The organism is Streptomyces sp. NBC_00344 (genome assembly GCF_036088315.1).
GTDB lineage: Bacteria > Actinomycetota > Actinomycetes > Streptomycetales > Streptomycetaceae > Streptomyces.
The window spans coordinates 945,377-962,903 of sequence record NZ_CP107996.1 but is presented as its reverse complement, the minus strand read 5'-3'; the positions used below and the strand labels follow the sequence as shown (position 1 = coordinate 962,903).

Sequence of the window (17,527 nt, the reverse complement as noted above, 5' to 3'; positions counted from 1 at the left end):
GCCCCGGCGCACCGTCCGCGGTGTTGTCCGACGGGCCGGGGTGGTCACGCGCCGAGGCTCATCGTGGCCGGGTCGGCGCCCAGTCGCTTGCCCTCGTCCAGCGCGGCGATCGCCGCCAGGTCGTCGGCGTCCAGCTCGAATCCGAAGACGTCGAAGTTCTCCCTGATCCTGGAAGGTGTCACGGACTTGGGGATCACGACGTTCCCGGTCTGCAGATGCCAGCGCAGCACGACCTGGGCAGCGCTCCGGTCGTGCTTGCGGGCAATCGCGAGGATCGTCGGAACATCCAGCAGTCCCTTGCCCTGGCCGAGCGGCGACCACGCCTCGGTGTGAATGCCGCGCTCGGTGTGGAAGGCGCGGGACTCGGCCTGCTGAAGCTGCGGGTGCAGTTCGATCTGGTTCACGGCCGGAACCACGGACGTCTCGCCCAGCAGCCGCTCCAGATGCCCGGGAAGGAAGTTGGAGACGCCGATCGCCTTGGCGCGGCCGTCGGCGTAGATCTTCTCGAAGGCCTTGTAGGTGTCCACGTAGGCGTCCTTGGACGGCACCGGCCAGTGGATCAGATACAGGTCGACGTGGTCGAGGCCGAGCTTGGCCAGCGAGGTGTCGAAGGCGCGCAGCGTGGAGTCGTAACCCTGTTCCGCGTTCCACAGCTTTGTCGTGACGAAGAGCTCGTCACGGGCGATCCCCGAGGCCGCGAGGGCCTTGCCTGTGCCCTCTTCGTTGCCGTAGATCGCAGCGGTGTCGATGCTGCGGTAGCCGGCCTCCAGAGCGGTGCCGACGGCCTCGGTGGCCTCGGCGTCGGCGATCTGCCAGACACCGAAGCCCAGCTGAGGCATCCGGACGCCGTTGTTGAGGGTGATGAAGGGGACCTTGCTCACGAGCGGTCGGCTCCTATGCGTGTCGGTTTCAAACGTGTTGGCTGATTCGTCCAGGGTGAACGATCAAGCGGCCCGCCGAATTCCCGCTCCCGCGTACGGGTCCGGTTGCCGCCTCAGTGATACAGGGCTTCGACCTCGTCGCTGTAGGCCGTCTCGATCGCCTTGCGCTTGAGCTTGAGCGACGGGGTGAGCAGCCCGTGCTCCTCGGAGAACTGATGCGCCAGGATCCGGAACGTGCGGATCGACTCGGCCTGCGACACCAGGGTGTTGGCCGCGACCACCGCCCGTCTCACCTCTGTCTCCAGATCGGGGTCGCGGACCAGTGCGGCCGGAGCCATCGACGGCTTGCCGTGCATCGAGAGCCAGTGCTCGACCGCTTCCTGGTCGAGAGTGACGAGTGCCGCGATGTAGGGCCGGTCGTTGCCGACAGCCAGACACTGGGCGATGAGCGGATGGGCTCTCACCCGCTCCTCCAGCGCCGCCGGTGAGACGCTCTTGCCGCCGGACGTCACCAGGATCTCCTTCTTGCGCCCGGTGATGGTGAGGTAGCCGTCCTCGTCGAGGGAGCCCAGATCGCCCGTCGCGAGCCAGCCGTCGTTGAGTACGGCGTCGGTGGCCTTGGGGGAGTTGAGGTACCCGGCGAACACGTTCTGGCCGTACACCCACACTTCCCCGTCGTCGGCGATATGCACCGTGGAGCCGGGGATCGGCTGGCCGACGGTCCCGTAGCGGGTGCGCTCGGGAGGGTTGGCTGTCGCTGCCGCCGAGGACTCGGTGAGTCCGTAGCCCTCGTAGATGGTGACGCCGGCGCCCTCGAAGAAGAGTCCGAGGCGCCGGTCCATCCCCGAGCCGCCGGACATCGCGTGCCGCACCCGGCCGCCCAGGGCATCCCGCACCTTCGAGTACACGACCTTCTCGAAGAACTGGTGCTGCATCCGCAGCCCCGCCGACGGCCCGGGGCCCATGCCGAACGCCTTGTGCTCCATGGCTTCCGCGTAGCGCACGGCCACATCGACCGCCTTCTCGAAGGGCCCGGACTTCCCGTCGGCCTCGGCCTTGCGCCGGGCCGCGTTGAAGACCTTCTCGAAGATGTAGGGCACCGCGAGGATGAAGGTGGGCCGGAAGGCCGCCAGGTCGGGCAGCAGGGCCCGGGCGGCGAGCTCGGGCTGGTGACCGAGTTTCACCCGGCCACGGACCGTGGCGACCTCGACCATGCGTCCGAAGACATGTGCCAGCGGAAGGAAGAGCAGCGTCGACGCCTCGTCGCCGCGCTTGGAGTGGAACACCGGCTCCCAGCGGGAGATCATGGTGTCGCCCTCGTACATCAGGTTGGCGTGGGTGATCACACAGCCCTTGGGACGTCCGGTGGTGCCCGACGTGTAGATCACGGTGGCAACGGAATCGGGGGTCACCGCCCGGCGGTGGCGGTGCACCACCTCGTCGTCGACCTGGGCGCCCGCCGCGAACAGTTCATCGAGGACACCCGCGTCCAGCTGCCACAGACGCCGCAGGTTGGGCAGCCGGTCGATCACCGAACCGATGGTCATGGCGTGGTCCTCGTGCTCCACCATGCACGCGGTGACCTCCGAGTCGTAGAGCATCCAGAAGACCTGCTCGGCGGAGGACGTCGGGTAGACCGGTATGGGCTGGGCGCCCACGGCCCACAGGGCGAAGTCGAAGAGGGTCCACTCGTAGCGCGTGCGGCACATGATCGCCACGCGGTCGCCGAAGCGCACACCGTCGGCGAGCAGGCCCTTGGCCAGGGCCAGCACCTCGTCGCGGAACTCGCCGGACGACACGTCGTGCCAGCGCCCGTCCTTCTTCCGGCCGAGGGCGGGCCGGTGTGGATCATCTTCGGCGTGATCGAACACGACGTCCGCCAGTCCGCCGACCTGGGGCGCCGTCACCATGGGTGGGACAGTGAACTCGCGCAAGTGACCTGCTCCTATGTGACGCTCCGCACAGCGCCGTGACGCTACCTCACGGTGAGGTTCGGCGGGAGAGGGCTCGGAGGGTCGGGGATGTGGCGAATTGACAGGTGTCGTCGGGTGAAATGTACCCGCATGGGCACGCCCCGGGCGCTCCTCTGACCGAACAGTAAGTTCCGGGAGCCGGAATCTCCACTGAATCTGTACGGAGAAGGCACGGCTGCCGCTCAACCCCTGTGACCTGCGCGTGACCGGTACAGGCCAACTTTTGGCCGGACGGCCGTGAGGGTGCCCGCGCGCTTCCGTGCGGACACCCTCTGTGACCCGGCTGTGCGTGGCCTGTGCGGCCGGCCCGGTCCGGGAGTTCCGGCCCTTTCCGCGACACCTGGCGCGGGCACTCACCTACGAGGAGCGCCGCCGCGCGGCGCCGTAGCAGGCGGCCCCGCGACCCGCGGCCGCTTCATGCCTGGCGGTGCAATCGGTCGGCCCCCGCCAGAATCGCCGAGGCCAGCGCGTCGGCCGCCTCCTGTGCCCGTCCTCCCTCCCGTCCGTGCAGCAGCACGAAGTCCACGTCGCCCAGGTCCGGGAGCCCCGCCCTGGCCGGGATCTGGCTGAGCCCGGGCGGGATCAGCCCCCGGGTGTGAGCCATGACGCCGAGCCCTGCCCGCGCAGCCGCGATCAGACCGCTCAGGCTGGTACTCGTGCAGGAGATGCGATAGGGGCGACCGTCTTTTTCGAGTACTTCGAGGGCGCGTGCGCGGGTGATCCCAGGAGGCGGGAAGAGGATCAGCGGGAGCGGCCGTTCGGGGTCGATGTGCAGCCGGGGGGCGCCGATCCAGGTGAGGGCGGAGCGCCACACGAGTTCCCCGTGGCTGCGGTCGGTGCGCCGCTTCGCGAGGACCAGATCGAGCCCGCCCGCGGCGAGCTGCTCGTGCAGCGTGCCCGACAGCCCCACGGTGAGCTCCAGGTCCACCTCGGGGTGTTCGGTGCGGTAGGACTCCAGGATCTCCGGCAACCGGGTCAGTACGAAGTCCTCCGACGCGCCGAAGCGCAGCCTGCCGCGGGGGCGCGACCCGGCGAAGAAGGCAGCCGCCCGTTCGTGCGCGCCGAGGATCGTACGGGCGAATCCCAGCATCGCCTCACCGTCCTCCGTGAGTTCCACGCTGTGGGTGTCCCGGGTGAAGAGCGTGCGGCCGGTCGCGTCCTCGAGGCGGCGGACGTGCTGGCTCACCGTGGACTGCCGCAGGCCGAGTCGCTGCGCGGCCTGGGTGAAGCTCAAGGTCTGCGACACGGTGAGGAAGGTGCGGAGTTGTGCCGGGTCGTACATGCTCCGAGGTTATAGCGTTCCGTGATATCAGTCAGAGTGGTATGCAGGATTCCCGATCATGGGCGCAGCGTGGACGATGGAGAGGGCACGAGCCGACTTCCGAGAGCAAGTGGAGCACATGAGCCGCCGCACGCTGCAGTTCCCGTCCTGGCTGCCGATCGACCCGTACATCCTGGCTCTGATCGGGACGGTGATGGTGGCGGCGCTGCTGCCGGCCCGCGGCACGGCCGCCGACGTGGCCGGAGGCGCGTCCACGGGGGCGGTGGCCCTGCTCTTCTTCCTCTACGGCGCGAGGCTCTCCACCGGCGAGGCGATGGAGGGACTGAAGCACTGGCGGCTCCACCTCACCGTCATGATCTGTACGTTCGTGGCGTTCCCCTTGCTCGGCCTCGCCGCCAGAGGGGTCGTCCCGGTGATCCTCACGCCCCAGCTTTACCACGGTCTGCTGTTTCTCTGTCTGGTGCCTTCGACGATCCAGTCGTCGATCGCCTTCACCTCCATCGCGCGCGGCAACGTGCCCGCTGCGATCTGCGCGGGCTCCTTCTCGTCGCTGGCGGGCATCGTTCTCACTCCGGTGCTTGCCGCCATGGTTCTCGGCAGCAGTGGTGGCGGGTTCTCGGCCGACTCCTTGCTGAAGATCGTGCTGCAGCTGCTGGCGCCCTTCCTGGCGGGCCAGTTGCTGCGGCGCTGGGTGAGCGGCTTCCTGACGAAGAACAAGAAGGTGCTGGGCTACGTCGACCGGGGCTCGATCCTGCTGGTCGTCTACACGGCGTTCAGCGAGGGTATGGTGCGCGGGATCTGGCATCAGGTCAGCTTCGTGCGGCTGCTGGGGCTGCTGGCGGTGGAGGCCGTGTTGCTGGCCGTGATGCTGTCGTTCACCTGGTACGGGGCCAAGCGGCTCGGGTTCGGCAGGGGTGACCGGATCGCGATCCAGTTCGCCGGTTCGAAGAAGAGCCTGGCGGCCGGACTGCCCATGGCGAGCGTGCTGTTCGGCGCGCAGGCCTCGCTGGCTGTGCTGCCGCTGATGCTGTTCCACCAGATGCAGCTGATGGTGTGCGCGGTGATCGCCAAGCGGCGGTCGCGCGATCCGCTTCCCGCGGAGGACGCCCGGATCTCCGTCACCCACGACGGCGGGTCGTCGGCCGAACCCGAGGCCGCTGTGCGGTGACCAGAGCGACCTTGCCCAGACCGGCGCGCGACTCGATGAGTTCATGTGCAACCGCGGCGCGGTAGTCAAAGAGCTGCGGGCCGGAGAGCTCGCGACCGGGCTGAGCGGCGCGGCCGGCTCAGGCCCGGCGCGGCGACGCCAGCAGATATGCCGAACCCGCCCGCCGGTCCGCATGCGCCGACGTCTGCCAGCCTGCCAGCTCCAGTGCCCCGGAGTACGCCCCGGAATCGGGTCCGTCCACCCGGACCGCCTCGGGCTGGACGGATTCGCTCACCAGATAGCCCCGGCAGTGACCTGCTTCCAGAGCAAGTGCCGCGGCCTGGGTCAGATGCGTGCGTTCCCACGGGCACGGACGCTCTTCCGACCGGTCGGGATTGGTGACCCGCCGCATCTCGATCAGGCCCTGCCAGGCGCTGCGGACCTCGCGCTCGCGCTCAGGGTCTCCGGCGGGATCGTCCTCGCTGCCGGTCCTGGCGCTGAACACCCCGGACGGCTCCGACGGTTCTGACGGTGCCGGGGACGGCACCAACTGGACCGGTTCGGAGGCAAGTTGCTCGCGCAGCCGCTGACCGGCCGGGGTCAGGTAGTGCCGGTGCGGAGGCCGTGGGTGGCGCAGCGCCAGACCTGCGGCCACCAGGGCGGCAAGGGCCGTGGAGGGTCCCTGGAGCAGCCCCGATTCCGGGTCGGCGGTGCGTACCACCCGGCGCTGGGATGCGGGCGGCTGATGCGTCATGTTCTCGACCGTACTGCCGGCATACGGCTCTCGTGGAGGGATGGTGCTGCGATGTGTGCACCGAACCCCGGCCCCGGTTCCAGTCCCATGCTGTGACCTTATGGCTTGTCGGCGCGGTCGGACCCCGTCGGACCGGGCCGGGTCCGACAGGATCCGGCGGGTGCAGGGGAAGCGGAGACCGGCACGGGCCCGGGGCCGGCCGGCGCAGGGGGCGCTCCCCGCCGGCCGGTCCGCCGACCCGTGCCGCGGGGCGCGTCAGACCCCGGTGTGCAGGGCGACCCGCTCGTCGCCCGCGTACACGTTCATGGAGGACCCGCGCAGAAAACCGACCAGCGTGAGACCGGTCTCGGCGGCGAGATCGACGGCCAGGGAGGACGGTGCCGAGACAGCGGCGAGAACGGGGATGCCGGCCATCACGGCCTTCTGGGCGAGCTCGAAGGACGCACGCCCCGAGACCAGCAGAATGGCCTGGGAGAGCGGGAGCCGGTCGTTCTGCAGGGCCCGGCCCACCAGTTTGTCCACCGCGTTGTGCCGGCCGACGTCCTCGCGGATGTCCAGCAGCTCACCGTCGGGGGTGAAGAGCGCCGCCGCGTGCAGGCCACCGGTACGGTCGAAGACCTGTTGCGCGGCCCGTAGCCGGTCGGGGAGGACGGCAAGCAGTTCCGGCTCGACGCGGACCGGGGGATTGTCGGCGATCGGGAATCGAGCTGTGGTCCTGACCGCGTCCAGGCTCGCCTTGCCGCACAGACCGCACGAGGACGTGGTGTAGACGTTGCGCTCCAGGGTGATGTCCGGCAGCTCCACGCCCGGAGCGAGCTTCACATCGACGACGTTGTAGGTGTTCGAGCCGTCCGCGGTGGCCCCCGCGCAGTAGACGATCGACTGCAGCTCGTCAGCCGATCCGAGCACACCCTCACTGACCAGGAAGCCCGCCGCGAGCGCGAAGTCGTCACCCGGAGTGCGCATGGTGATGGCGAGCGCCTTGCCGCCCAGCCGGATCTCCAGCGGCTCCTCGGCCACCAGGGTGTCCGGCCGGGTCGTCACCGCCCCGTCCCTGATGCGGATGACGCGGCGGCGTTCGGTGACCCGTCCCATAGGAATCAGTCCCACCCTTCGGTCAGTGCTGCTGTACGTGCTGGAAGCCGAATCGGCCCTTGATGCAGAGATTGCCGTGCGTCACCGGGTTGTCGTGCGGTGAGGTGACCTTGACGATCTCATTCTCCTGGACATGGAGGGTGAGGTTGCAGCCCACCCCGCAGTAGGCGCAGACAGTGGTGGTCTCGGTCTGCGCCGACTCGTTCCAGGTGCCTGCGTCGCGCATGTCGAACTCCGACTTGAAGCTGAGCGCTCCGGTCGGGCAGACCTCGATGCAGTTGCCGCAGAACACACAGGCGGAATCGGTGAGCGGAGCGTCGTGTTCGGTGGAGATGCGGGCGTCGAACCCCCGGCCGGCCACCGATATCGCGAAGCTGTTCTGCCACTGCTCACCACAGGCATCCACGCACTTGTAGCACTGGATGCACTTGTCGTAGTCGCGGACGTAGAGATCATTGTCGATTTTCGGCGCCTCGTTCAGCCGCGCCGCACCGGCTCCGAACCGGCCCGGCTCGGCCTGGTACTCCTTGATCCACTCAGCGGCTCGCGGCGTGGTCGACAGATCCGTCGACGAGGCGAGCAGTTCGAGGACGATCTTCCGGCTGTGCCGGGCGCGCCGGGTGTCGGTCCGCACGTCCATGCCCGCCTCGGCCCGGCGCGAACAGGCGGGGGCGAGAGTGCGGGCCCCCGCCACCTCCACGACACACACCCGGCAGGCGTTCTTGGGTGTGAGAGTGTCGCCCTCACAGAGCGTCGGCACGTCCTTGCCCGCCGCCCGGCAGGCGTCGAGAATCGTGGATCCCTCCGGAACCCGGGTCTCCCGGCCGTCGAGGGTGAACTCGATGAGCCGCCGGGGCGGCTGAAGCGGTACGGCGGTCATGTGGTGCTCCTCTCAGGATCTGCTGCTGCGTAGACACCCAGCCGGTCTATGGCCGACTCGACGGCATTCCAGGCGGTCTGTCCCAGACCGCAGATCGACGCGTCCTTCATGGCGCTGCCCACCTCGCGCAGCAGCGCGACGTCGTCGGCGGCCTCGGCGCCCCTCCGATCGAGGATCCGGTGCAGTGCCTCCTCCTGGCGGACGGTCCCGATCCGGCAGGGCACACACTGACCGCAGGACTCGTCACGGAAGAACTCGGCGATGCGGAGCAGGATCCGGGGCAGCTCGACGCTGTCGTCGATCACCAGGACCACCCCCGAGCCGAGCGTGGTACCCGCAGCGCGGGTCCCTTCGAAGGTGAGCGGGATGTCCGTCTCGTCGGGCCGTACGAACCCGCCCGCGGCACCGCCGAGCAGCACGGCCCGTATCGACTCCGGCCGGCCGGCCAGTTCGAGCAGCTCGTCGAGTGCCGCGCCGAACGGCAGCTCGTAGACCCCTGGCCGCCGCACACTCCCCGAGACACAGAAGAGTTTCGGCCCCGTCGACGTCCCGGTCCCGACAGCGGCGTACGCCTCCGCGCCCATCGTGAGGACAGGCAGCACGTTGATCAGCGTCTCGACGTTGTTGGCCGCCGTCGGCTTCCCGAAGAGTCCCTTCTCCACCGGGAACGGTGGCTTGGAGCGCGGTTCTCCGCGATATCCCTCGATCGAGTTGAAGAGGGCGGTCTCCTCGCCGCAGATGTACGCGCCCGCACCGCGCCGCAGTTCGATGTCGAAGGCATAACCGTGGCCCAGCACGTTCTCGCCGAGGAAACCACGGGATCTGGCCTGGGCGATGGCGTGTTCCAGCCTCGCCACCGCGCGGGGGTACTCGCCCCGGATGTAGAGGTAGCCCTGATGGGCACCGACGGCGTACCCCGCGATGGTCATGGACTCGACCAGCGCATAGGGGTCGCCCTCCATCACCACCCGGTCCTTGAAGGTGCCCGGCTCGGACTCGTCCGCGTTGCAGACCAGGTAATGCGGGTGGTCCGGCTGGGACGCGGTGGCCTGCCACTTGCGCCCGGTCGGGAACGCCGCGCCCCCGCGTCCGAGCAGACCTGCCTCGGTGACCTCCCGGATCACCTCGGCAGGCCCGATGCCGAAGGCCCGGCGCAGTGCGGCGTAACCGCCGTGGGCGCGGTAGTCGTCGAGCGATGCCGGGTCGACGACGCCGACCCGCTTCAGCAGCGTCAGATCCGGCCGGCCGGCCTGTGGCACCGCCATGGCGGCGGGAGGTTCGCCGGGTGCCGCTTCCGGGGCGGTGGCAGCGGAGGCGACGGTGCCGGCGGTCGCGGGGGCGACCACCGCGGAAGTCCGGCGCCGTACCACCTCGGCGGCTGCCTTCCGCGGCCCGCTGTGGAGCGGGGAGGGTGCGCGGCCCGCCGCGGACGCCGGCTCACCGGCCTGCAGCACCAGCGCCGCCGGAGCCCGCTCGCACAACCCGAGACAGGGACTCTGCTGCCAGGTCACATCCCCCTCGGTGGCCCCGGCAGCACCCAGCCGTTCCTCCAGGTCCGCGCACAGGGCTGCCGACCCGCGCACCGCACAAGCCAGATCCGTGCAGACATGAACGACTCTCGCGGGACGCGGTGCGACCGCGAACATCGCGTAGAAGGTCGCGACCCCGTAGGCATCCGCCGGCGGAATCGTGAGCCGGCGGCACAGATAGTCAAGGGCGCCCTCGCTGATCCACCCCACCCGGTCGTTGATCGCGTGCAGCCCCGGCAGCAGCTGGTCGCGCCGCTCCCGTGCGTCCCGCCCACCGCGGGCCCACCGCAGGTCCGTTTCGCTGCGGTCGTCCGCACCTTCCCAGGGCGACGAGGCAGGGCCGAGCAGTGCGTCGACCGCCGCCCTCTCCTGGTCCGTCGGCTTGCCGTCACCGAAGTGCAGGTCCACTGCGTCAGCTCCTCACGGCCGCGACAGGCAGCTTTTCGATCCGAATCGCCGATGCCTTGAACTCGGCGGTCCCCGCGATCGGACAGTTCGCCTCGATCGTGAGCTGGTTGGTGTCGACCTCGTCGGGAAAGTGCATGGTCATGAAGGCGAGCCCGGGACGCAGCCCGGGGTCGATCCACACCGGGGCGACCACCGACCCGCGCCGGGAGGTGATCCGCACCTCCTCTCCGGCCTTGACCCCGTGGGCGGCCGCGTCCTCCGGACAGAGTTCGATGTACTCGCCCCGCCGCAGCGGTGAGGCGAAACTGCCGCTCTGCACACCGGTGTTGTACGAGTCGAGCCGACGGCCCGTGGTCAGGCGGATGGGGAAGCCCTCGTCGGTCATATCGACCGGTGGGTCGTGCTTCACGATGCCGAAGGGAGCGAGCCGGCCGCGTCGTGCCGGATCGGCGTCCCACAACCGGCCGTGCAGGAAGCTCGGTTCGATCCGATCGGTGTCGGGACACGGCCAGCGGATCCCCTGATGCTCTTCCAGACGCTCATACGTCATGCCCCAGTGCTCCGGGGACACCGAACGCAGTTCGTCCCAGACGGACTGGGCACCGCCGTACTTCCAGTCGTGACCGAGCCGGACGGCGATATCGCAGATGATCTCGATGTCCTCGCGCGCCTCACCCGGCGGATCCACCGCCTTGCGCACCCGCTGCACCCGCCGTTCGCTGCTGGTCGTGGTGCCGTCCGTCTCGCACCAGGCGGCGGTCGCCGGCAGCACCACATCGGCCAGTTCGGCGGTCTTCGTCAGGAAGATGTCCTGCACGACCAGGCAGTCGAGCCGCTTCAGCCGCTCCACGGCCTGCTCGCTGTCGGCCTCGGACTGCGCCGGGTTCTCGCCGATGCAGTAGACGGCCCGGAGATCGCCACTCTCCATCGCCTCGAACATATGGGTGAGGTTGAGGCCGTACGCCGGCTGGATGACGGTGTTCCAGGCGGCCTCGAACTTGGTGCGCACCGCAGGCTCCAGGAGGTCCTGGAAGCCCGGCAGCCGGTCGGGGATGGCCCCCATGTCGCCGCCGCCCTGGACGTTGTTCTGACCGCGCAGCGGCTGGACGCCGGAGCCGTATCGCCCGACATGCCCGGTGAGCAGCGCGAGGTTGATCAGGGCCCGCACATTGTCGGTGCCGTTGTGGTGTTCGGTGATGCCGAGTGTCCAGCAGAGCTGGGCCCGTTCGGCGCGTGCGTAGGAGTGCGCCAGATCGCGGATCGCCTCGGCGGGTACGCCGGTGACCTTCTCGGCGGCCGACAGGGTCCAGGGCTCCACGTCTGCCGCGTAGTCGTCGAAGCCGGTGGTCGCCCGTTCGATGAACGGCATGTTGTGCAGTCCGGAGTGGATGATCTCGCGGCCCACCGCGTGCGCCAGTGGGATGTCGGTGCCGACGTTCAGCCCCATCCAGCTCTCGGCCCACTCGGCGGTGGAAGTGCGCCGCGGATCGACGGCGTACATCCGGGCGCCGTTCCTGATCCCCTTCAGCACATGGTGGAAGAAGATCGGGTGCGCGAACCGGGCGTTGGAACCCCACATCAGGATCAGGTCGGTCTGCTCGACCTCTTCGTAGGAAGAGGTGCCGCCACCCGATCCGAAGGCGGCCGAAAGCCCGGCGACGCTGGGGGCGTGACAGGTGCGGTTGCAGGAGTCGACGTTGTTGGTTCCCATCACGACGCGGGCGAACTTCTGTGCCACGTAGTTCATCTCATTGGTGGCCCGGGAGCAGGAGAACATCCCGAAGGCCCCGCTCGCGGCGCTGAAGCCCGCCGCTGCCCTGCTGAGCGCTTCGTCCCAACTGGCCCTGCACAGCACGCCCTCGTCGTTTCGGACCAGTGGGTGGGTGAGCCGGGCGTATGTCTTCGGCGTTCTGTCTCGCTTCTTCACGCTTGCGCTCCTCATGGTGATGATCAGCGCTCATTGCATACAGTATTCTGTAGTCGGTCCCTGAACGGAAGCCTCGCGCCAGAGGTTTGGGAATCAGGCGGCCGCGGACATCGAGCGGCCCAGCAGATCGGCGATCGCGTGCACGGTCCGCAGGGTCGGCACCGGCACATCCGTGACCCCGGCGAGTTCCACCACCGCGGCCAGCAGGACGTCGAGTTCGAGCGGCTTGCCCTTCTCCAGGTCCTGGAGCGTGGACGTCTTGTGCTCGCCGACGCGCTCGGCGCCGGCCAGTCGCTTCTCGACGGTGATGGCGGGACGGCTGCCCAGGGCGGCCGCGACCTGAAGTGTCTCGTTCATCATCACTTCGATGACCTGCCGGGTGTCACGGTGTACGCACATCTGGCGCATGGTCGCCCGGGTGAGTGCGCTCAGCGGGTTGAAGGAGATGTTGCCGAGCAGCTTGATCCAGATGTCGTCGCGCAGATCGCCCTCGACCGGGCACCTGAGCCCTCCGGCCTCCATGGCCTCGCTGAACCCGGTGCAGCGCCGGGAGACAGTGCGGTCCGGTTCGCCGATCGAGAACCGGGTCCCTTCGAGGTGCCGGACCACTCCGGGCCCGGCGAGTTCGGTGGCCGCGTAGACGACACAGCCGATGGCACGTTCGGGCGGCAGTACGGCACTGACCGCCCCGCCCGGGTCGACGCTCTCGATGCGCCGGCCCTCGTGCGGTCCGCCGTACCGGTGGAAGTACCACCAGGGGATGCCGTTCTGCGCGGCGATCACCGCGGTGTGCTGCCCGAGCAGCGGCTGGACCAGCGGCCCGCACGCCGCATAGGAGTTGGCTTTGAGGCCCAGGAAGACGTAGTCGACCGGACCGATGTCGGACGGGTCGTCGGTGGCGTGCGCCAGGGAGGTGAAGTCGCCGCGGGGGCTGAGCACCTGCACTCCGTGCCGCCTCATGGCCGCCAGATGGGGTCCGCGGGCTATCAGATGGACGTCGGCTCCTGCGCGGTGCAGCGCGGCTCCGACATAGGCGCCGATTGCTCCGGCGCCGAGAACTGCGACCTTCACGAGGGCTCTCCGTTCGGTCGAGGGTACCGATGGAAACCGAATGAATCCGGCGAACCGGAAGAAACGGGAAAGCAGTCGCACTCTGTCGACAAAATATTGTCTACAGTATGGAGCCTTGCTCGACAAGGGTGGGCGCAGCCCCTTCCGTTCGCCGGGCTTCTTCCGGCTCTGCATTCCGGCCTGTGATGTAAAGCCTCCAAGAGGAACGCCCGAATCTTGGTGCTTTACGTGCCGTCGTACCCATCGGTTGCTGACAAGACTGGAGAGCTCCAGCCATCAGCAGCAGAGGGGTCCCGGTATGACCGGTACACGCATCGCCGCACTCGGCCACTACCAGCCTGCCAAGGTGCTGACCAACCACGACCTCGCAGCTCTGGTCGACACCAGTGACGAGTGGATCCGCTCCCGGGTGGGCATCAGGACCCGCCATGTCGCAGGCCCGGAGGAGCCGGTCGACGAGCTCGCCGCGCAGGCCGGAGCCAAGGCCCTGGCATCGGCTGGTGTCGTTCCCGGCGACATCGACCTCGTCCTGGTGGCGACGTCGACGGCGATCGACCGCTCCCCGAACATGGCGGCCCGGGTGGCCGCCAAACTGGGTATGGGCTCGCCCGCCACCATGGACGTCAACGTGGTCTGCTCCGGCTTCACCCATGCGCTGGCCGTCGCCGACCACGCGGTGCGGGCCGGGTCCGCCGGGCGCGCGCTTGTCATCGGCGCGGACAAGATGGCGGAGATCACCGACTGGACCGACCGGTCGACCTGCGTCCTGGTGGGTGACGGGGCGGGCGCCGCCGTCGTCGAGGCATCCGAGGAGGAGGGCATCGGACCTGTGCTGTGGGGCTCGGTGCCGGAGATGGGGCACGCGGTACGGATCGAGGGCACACCGCCGCGCTTCGCCCAGGAGGGGCAGTCCGTGTACCGCTGGGCCACCACCCAGCTGCCGCCCATCGCCCGCAAGGTCTGCGAGAAGGCCGGTGTCACCCCCGAGGAACTCGCGGCCGTGGTGCTCCACCAGGCGAATCTGCGGATCATCGAGCCGGTGGCCGCGAAGATCGGTGCGGTGAACGCCGTGGTCGCCCGGGATGTCGTCGACTCGGGGAACACGTCGGCCGCCAGCATTCCGATGGCGCTGTCCAAGCTGGTGGAACGCCGCGAGATCCCCTCGGGCGCCCCCGTCCTGCTCTTCGGTTTCGGCGGGAACCTCTCGTACGCGGGACAGGTCGTTCGCTGCCCCTGACGCGCCCCGTGGGAACCAGCCGCGTGCCCCCAGGTGATGCGGGCAACATCACCTCGCGGCATACTGGCCATTGTGCTCGGTAGACTGTAGACGATAGCCAATTGCTCTACTGTCTTATGCCGAGGCGCCGTTGGCTTCCCCGAGGGGCCAGGAGGGGGACCGTCATGTTGTCCACAGGACTGCCGCAGGGAGCCGTACCGAAGCTGGAGCGGCCCGGACCACTGCGTGAGCGGGTGTACGAAGCGCTGCTCGAACTCATAACGACACGGGCGCTGGTGCCGGGCCAGCATCTCGTCGAGAGCGAACTCGCCGGCCACCTCGGAGTCTCCCGGCAGCCGGTGCGCGAGGCGCTGCAGCGGCTGAACACCGAGGGCTGGGTCGATCTGCGGCCCGCCCAGGGCGCGTTCGTCCATGAGCCCACCGAGCAGGAAGCCGACCAGCTGCTCTCGGTGCGTACCCTGCTGGAGGCGGAGGCCGCGCGGCTCGCGGCGGCCAACTCGGGCACCGCGGGAATCGCCGCGCTGGAGGATCTCTGCGCCAAGGGGGAGCAGGCGGTCACCGACGACGATGTGGACTTGGCGGTCGCGACCAACGCCGAGTTCCATGCCAAGGTCATGGCTCTCGCCGGCAACGTCGTTCTGGCGGAGCTGGCCGGGCAGGTGGACCGCAGGGTGCGCTGGTACTACCAGCCGGTCGCCAGGCAGCGAGGCAGGCAGTCCTGGATCGAGCACCGGGAGCTCATCGCGGCGATCTCGGCCCGCGACGAGCAGGCCGCGACAGCGATCATGCGGGCGCACACGGAGCACACTCGCACGACCTATCACCAGCGTGAGAAGGACTGATCACCAGCTGAGGAGGACTGAGCCCGCGGCGGGCGGCTCAGCGGAAGGCTCCGGCGTGGGTCTCGGCCCACTGCCGGAAGCTACGTGGCGTGCGACCGGTGAGCTCTGCGACGGCCGGCAGAACCGGTGACTCGTCCAGGGTGCCTTCCGCGTAGAAGCTGAAGAACGCGTCCACGTATTCCTGCGGCATCTGTGCGGACATCTCCGCCCTCGCCTCGTCGTCGGACAGCCCGTCGAAGTGCAGCTCGCGGCCGAGCGACTCACCGAGAATGCGCAGCCGGTCGCCGGGCAGCAGCGAATCGGGCCCGGACAGGGCGTAGGCGTGCCCCTCGTGATCCGAACCGGTCAGCGCGAGGGCCGCGACCGCCGCGATGTCGTACGGATCGATGTTCGCGACCCGCACGCCGGGAAAGGCATCGCGCACCGTGTCCCCGTTCCTCAACTGCGGGATCCAGCGCAGAGTGTTGGACATGAACCCGGCCGGGCGCAGGAAGGTCCAGGGCAGACCGGACTCCCGCACGGCCGTCTCCGACTCGATCATGTAGCGGGCGACGGCATTGGAGAGGTCGCCGCCCGGCACCGAGCTGCTGGAGAGCAGGACCACCCGCTCGACACCCGCCTCGCGGATTCGTCGCAGGGTCTCCGGCATGTTGTCGTATCCGGGGAGCAGGAACACCGCGCGCACATCGTCCAGTTGGGATGCCACGCTCACCGGGTCATTGAGATCACCGGCGGTCGAGCGGCTGAACTCCCGTACCTTCTCACCCGATCCGGTCAGCTGCCGGACAAGCTCGGAGCCGACATTGCCGGTGGCTCCGGTTACCAGAATCATAGGTTGCCCCTCGGTCGCTGTGCCGGCTCCGTATCCGCCTCATGTGTCCGGCATCGTCATTATTACGGGCTGTTGTCATCTCTGCGCCCGCGCTTTCGGCGACACGCTCGGCTGCGGTGGGCAGGACCACGGCAGCGGCCCTCCACGCGGCTCGAACAGAGCCGTGGGAGGGCCGCTTGCATGTCATCGTGCGGGCATCGGGTGCCGGACGGAGATCAGACCACTTCTCGGCTGACCGGCATCGGGTTCGGTGCGATGTCCAGCCTCCGCGGCCGTCCCGGCTGCCGCAGGAGCAGAGCGAGTGCCGCAGCCGCCATGGACACGCCACCGGCCAGCGCGTACGCACCGTTGTATCCCCAGGCGTCGACGACCATCGATCCCAGACCGCCGCCGAACAGCCCGCTGACGAGCTTTCCGCTGTAGACCAGCCCGTAGTTGGTGGCGTTGTAGTTCTCTCCGAAGTAGTCCGGTGTCATGGCCGCGAACATCGGATAGAACGCTCCGCCACCGAATCCGGAGAGGAAGGCGAAGAACAGGAACAGCCACTCGCTGTGCAGATCGCCTGCCCAGATCACACCGAACTGGGCGAGACCCAGGACGACGATCACGAAGAACAGGGTCAGCTTGCGACCCCAGAGGTCGGAGAGCCAGCCGACCACCGCGCGTCCGACGCCGTTGACGACGGCCATGACACCCATCGACGAGGCGGCGACCAGCGGCCCGAAGCCGACCTCCTTGGCGAAGTCCACCTGGAAGGAGATTCCGAAGATCGAGACACCGGCGGTCATGACCACGGTGATCCACATCAGCGGGAGCATCCCGCTCCGGACGGCCTCCTTCGGCGTGAACTGCTTCACCGCGGGTGGGTTCTTCGCCAGGCTCCTGGCGCTTTTCGTGTTGCCGGCGAAGCTCAGCGGGTCGATCTCCGACGGCCACCAGTTCTTCGGCGGGTCCCGGAAGAACCAGCCGCAGATCAGCACCGCGATGAGGACGTACACACCGATGAGGTCGAGCACCTCGTCGAAGTTCCCGGTGTCGAATGCGTAGTTGAAGATGAATATGAAGGGCAGCGAGCCGTATGCGAAACCGCCGTTCACGAAGCCCGTCTTCGCGCCACGCCGTTCCGGGAACCATTTGCCGACCATGTTGATACAGGTCGCGTAGATGAGCCCGGAGCCGAGGCCGCCTATGACACCGAATCCGCAGATCGCCAGAAACACATCGTCGAGATGGGCGAGTGCCACGAACCCGACGAGACAGAGCGCCGCCCCGAGGAACATGGCCCTGCGGGCGGTGAGTATCCCCTTCTCCCGCATCCAGCCGGCCGGGAAGGCGATACCCGCCTGGAAGAAGACCCAGACACTCAGGATCCAGAAGGTGTTGCTCTGCGTCCAGCCATGAGCATCGGAGAGAGTGTCTTCCGCCGAACCGTACGCGTACTCCGACACGCTGATGGCCATCATCGCGACCCACGGCAGATACACCATGAACTTGCGGGAGCGGCCCAGGAGATCCCGGTCCGTCTCCCCGACCCGGTAGACCCGGCCCTTGCTGTCCGTCACTTCCCGGTAGGCGACCGAACCGGTCGCCGACCGCTCGTTCTCTGTACTCATTCGTGGTCCCCTTGGTTTCGAAAGAACTGGCCAGCGCCCCCTGTCCAAACCTTTCG

General features: G+C 68.6%; 14 protein-coding genes. 3 read left to right on the top strand and 11 right to left on the bottom strand.

The window, feature by feature from the left end:
• Nucleotides 1–44: 44 nt before the first annotated feature.
• The 3 genes from OHS16_RS04400 to OHS16_RS04390 all read right to left on the bottom strand — a co-directional run bounded on the left by OHS16_RS04400 (nt 45) and on the right by OHS16_RS04390 (nt 4,136).
• On the bottom strand, nt 45–881 hold the full coding sequence (locus OHS16_RS04400; RefSeq protein ID WP_328535828.1) for an aldo/keto reductase: 837 nt from the start codon (nt 879–881) through the stop codon (nt 45–47).
• A gap of 113 nt (nt 882–994) precedes the next feature.
• Nucleotides 995–2,791, bottom strand: coding sequence for an AMP-dependent synthetase/ligase (locus OHS16_RS04395; RefSeq protein WP_328535827.1), 1,797 nt, complete (start codon nt 2,789–2,791; stop codon nt 995–997).
• A gap of 478 nt (nt 2,792–3,269) precedes the next feature.
• Nucleotides 3,270–4,136, bottom strand: coding sequence for a LysR family transcriptional regulator (locus OHS16_RS04390; protein ID WP_328535826.1), 867 nt, complete (start codon nt 4,134–4,136; stop codon nt 3,270–3,272).
• A 118-nt stretch (nt 4,137–4,254) separates the two neighbouring features.
• Between OHS16_RS04390 and OHS16_RS04385 the strand changes: the two genes are divergently transcribed.
• Nucleotides 4,255–5,304, top strand: a complete 1,050-nt coding sequence (locus OHS16_RS04385) for a bile acid:sodium symporter family protein (RefSeq protein ID WP_328535825.1) — start codon at nt 4,255–4,257, stop codon at nt 5,302–5,304.
• 118 nt (nt 5,305–5,422) lie between these two features.
• Here the strand turns inward: OHS16_RS04385 and OHS16_RS04380 are convergent, their stop codons facing one another.
• From OHS16_RS04380 to OHS16_RS04355, 6 genes are all read right to left on the bottom strand, one after another.
• A complete protein-coding gene (locus OHS16_RS04380) occupies nt 5,423–6,037 on the bottom strand; it encodes a hypothetical protein (RefSeq protein ID WP_328535824.1) in 615 nt (204 codons plus the stop codon).
• A 255-nt stretch (nt 6,038–6,292) separates the two neighbouring features.
• Nucleotides 6,293–7,132, bottom strand: a complete 840-nt coding sequence (gene fdhD, locus OHS16_RS04375; protein ID WP_328540710.1) for a formate dehydrogenase accessory sulfurtransferase FdhD — start codon at nt 7,130–7,132, stop codon at nt 6,293–6,295.
• Between the two features lie 22 nt (nt 7,133–7,154).
• The gene (locus OHS16_RS04370) at nt 7,155–8,012 is read right to left on the bottom strand and encodes a 2Fe-2S iron-sulfur cluster-binding protein (RefSeq protein ID WP_328535823.1); all 858 of its coding nucleotides are present in this window, start codon (nt 8,010–8,012) and stop codon (nt 7,155–7,157) included.
• The gene (locus tag OHS16_RS04365; RefSeq protein ID WP_328535822.1) at nt 8,009–9,949 is read right to left on the bottom strand and encodes an NAD(P)H-dependent oxidoreductase subunit E; all 1,941 of its coding nucleotides are present in this window, start codon (nt 9,947–9,949) and stop codon (nt 8,009–8,011) included. Before OHS16_RS04365 ends, OHS16_RS04370 begins: the two co-directional genes overlap by 4 nt.
• 4 nt (nt 9,950–9,953) lie before the next feature.
• Nucleotides 9,954–11,876, bottom strand: a complete 1,923-nt coding sequence (locus tag OHS16_RS04360; protein WP_328535821.1) for a molybdopterin oxidoreductase family protein — start codon at nt 11,874–11,876, stop codon at nt 9,954–9,956.
• 93 nt (nt 11,877–11,969) lie between these two features.
• Nucleotides 11,970–12,947: a 2-dehydropantoate 2-reductase gene (locus tag OHS16_RS04355; protein WP_328535820.1), complete on the bottom strand. Its 978-nt coding sequence runs from the start codon at nt 12,945–12,947 to the stop codon at nt 11,970–11,972.
• 298 nt (nt 12,948–13,245) lie between these two features.
• Here OHS16_RS04355 and OHS16_RS04350 point away from each other — a divergent pair, with 298 nt between their 5' ends.
• Nucleotides 13,246–14,184 carry a beta-ketoacyl-ACP synthase III gene (locus OHS16_RS04350; RefSeq protein ID WP_328535819.1) on the top strand — a complete coding sequence of 313 codons (939 nt, stop codon included), beginning with the start codon at nt 13,246–13,248 and terminating at the stop codon, nt 14,182–14,184.
• Nucleotides 14,185–14,348: 164 nt separating this feature from the next.
• Nucleotides 14,349–15,026, top strand: a complete 678-nt coding sequence (locus OHS16_RS04345; RefSeq protein WP_328535818.1) for a GntR family transcriptional regulator — start codon at nt 14,349–14,351, stop codon at nt 15,024–15,026.
• A 37-nt stretch (nt 15,027–15,063) separates the two neighbouring features.
• Here the strand turns inward: OHS16_RS04345 and OHS16_RS04340 are convergent, their stop codons facing one another.
• Together OHS16_RS04340 and OHS16_RS04335 are read right to left on the bottom strand one after the other, a co-directional pair.
• A complete protein-coding gene (locus OHS16_RS04340; RefSeq protein WP_328535817.1) occupies nt 15,064–15,858 on the bottom strand; it encodes an NAD(P)H-binding protein in 795 nt (264 codons plus the stop codon).
• A gap of 215 nt (nt 15,859–16,073) precedes the next feature.
• Nucleotides 16,074–17,471, bottom strand: a complete 1,398-nt coding sequence (locus OHS16_RS04335; RefSeq protein ID WP_328535816.1) for an OFA family MFS transporter — start codon at nt 17,469–17,471, stop codon at nt 16,074–16,076.
• Nucleotides 17,472–17,527: the final 56 nt, after the last annotated feature.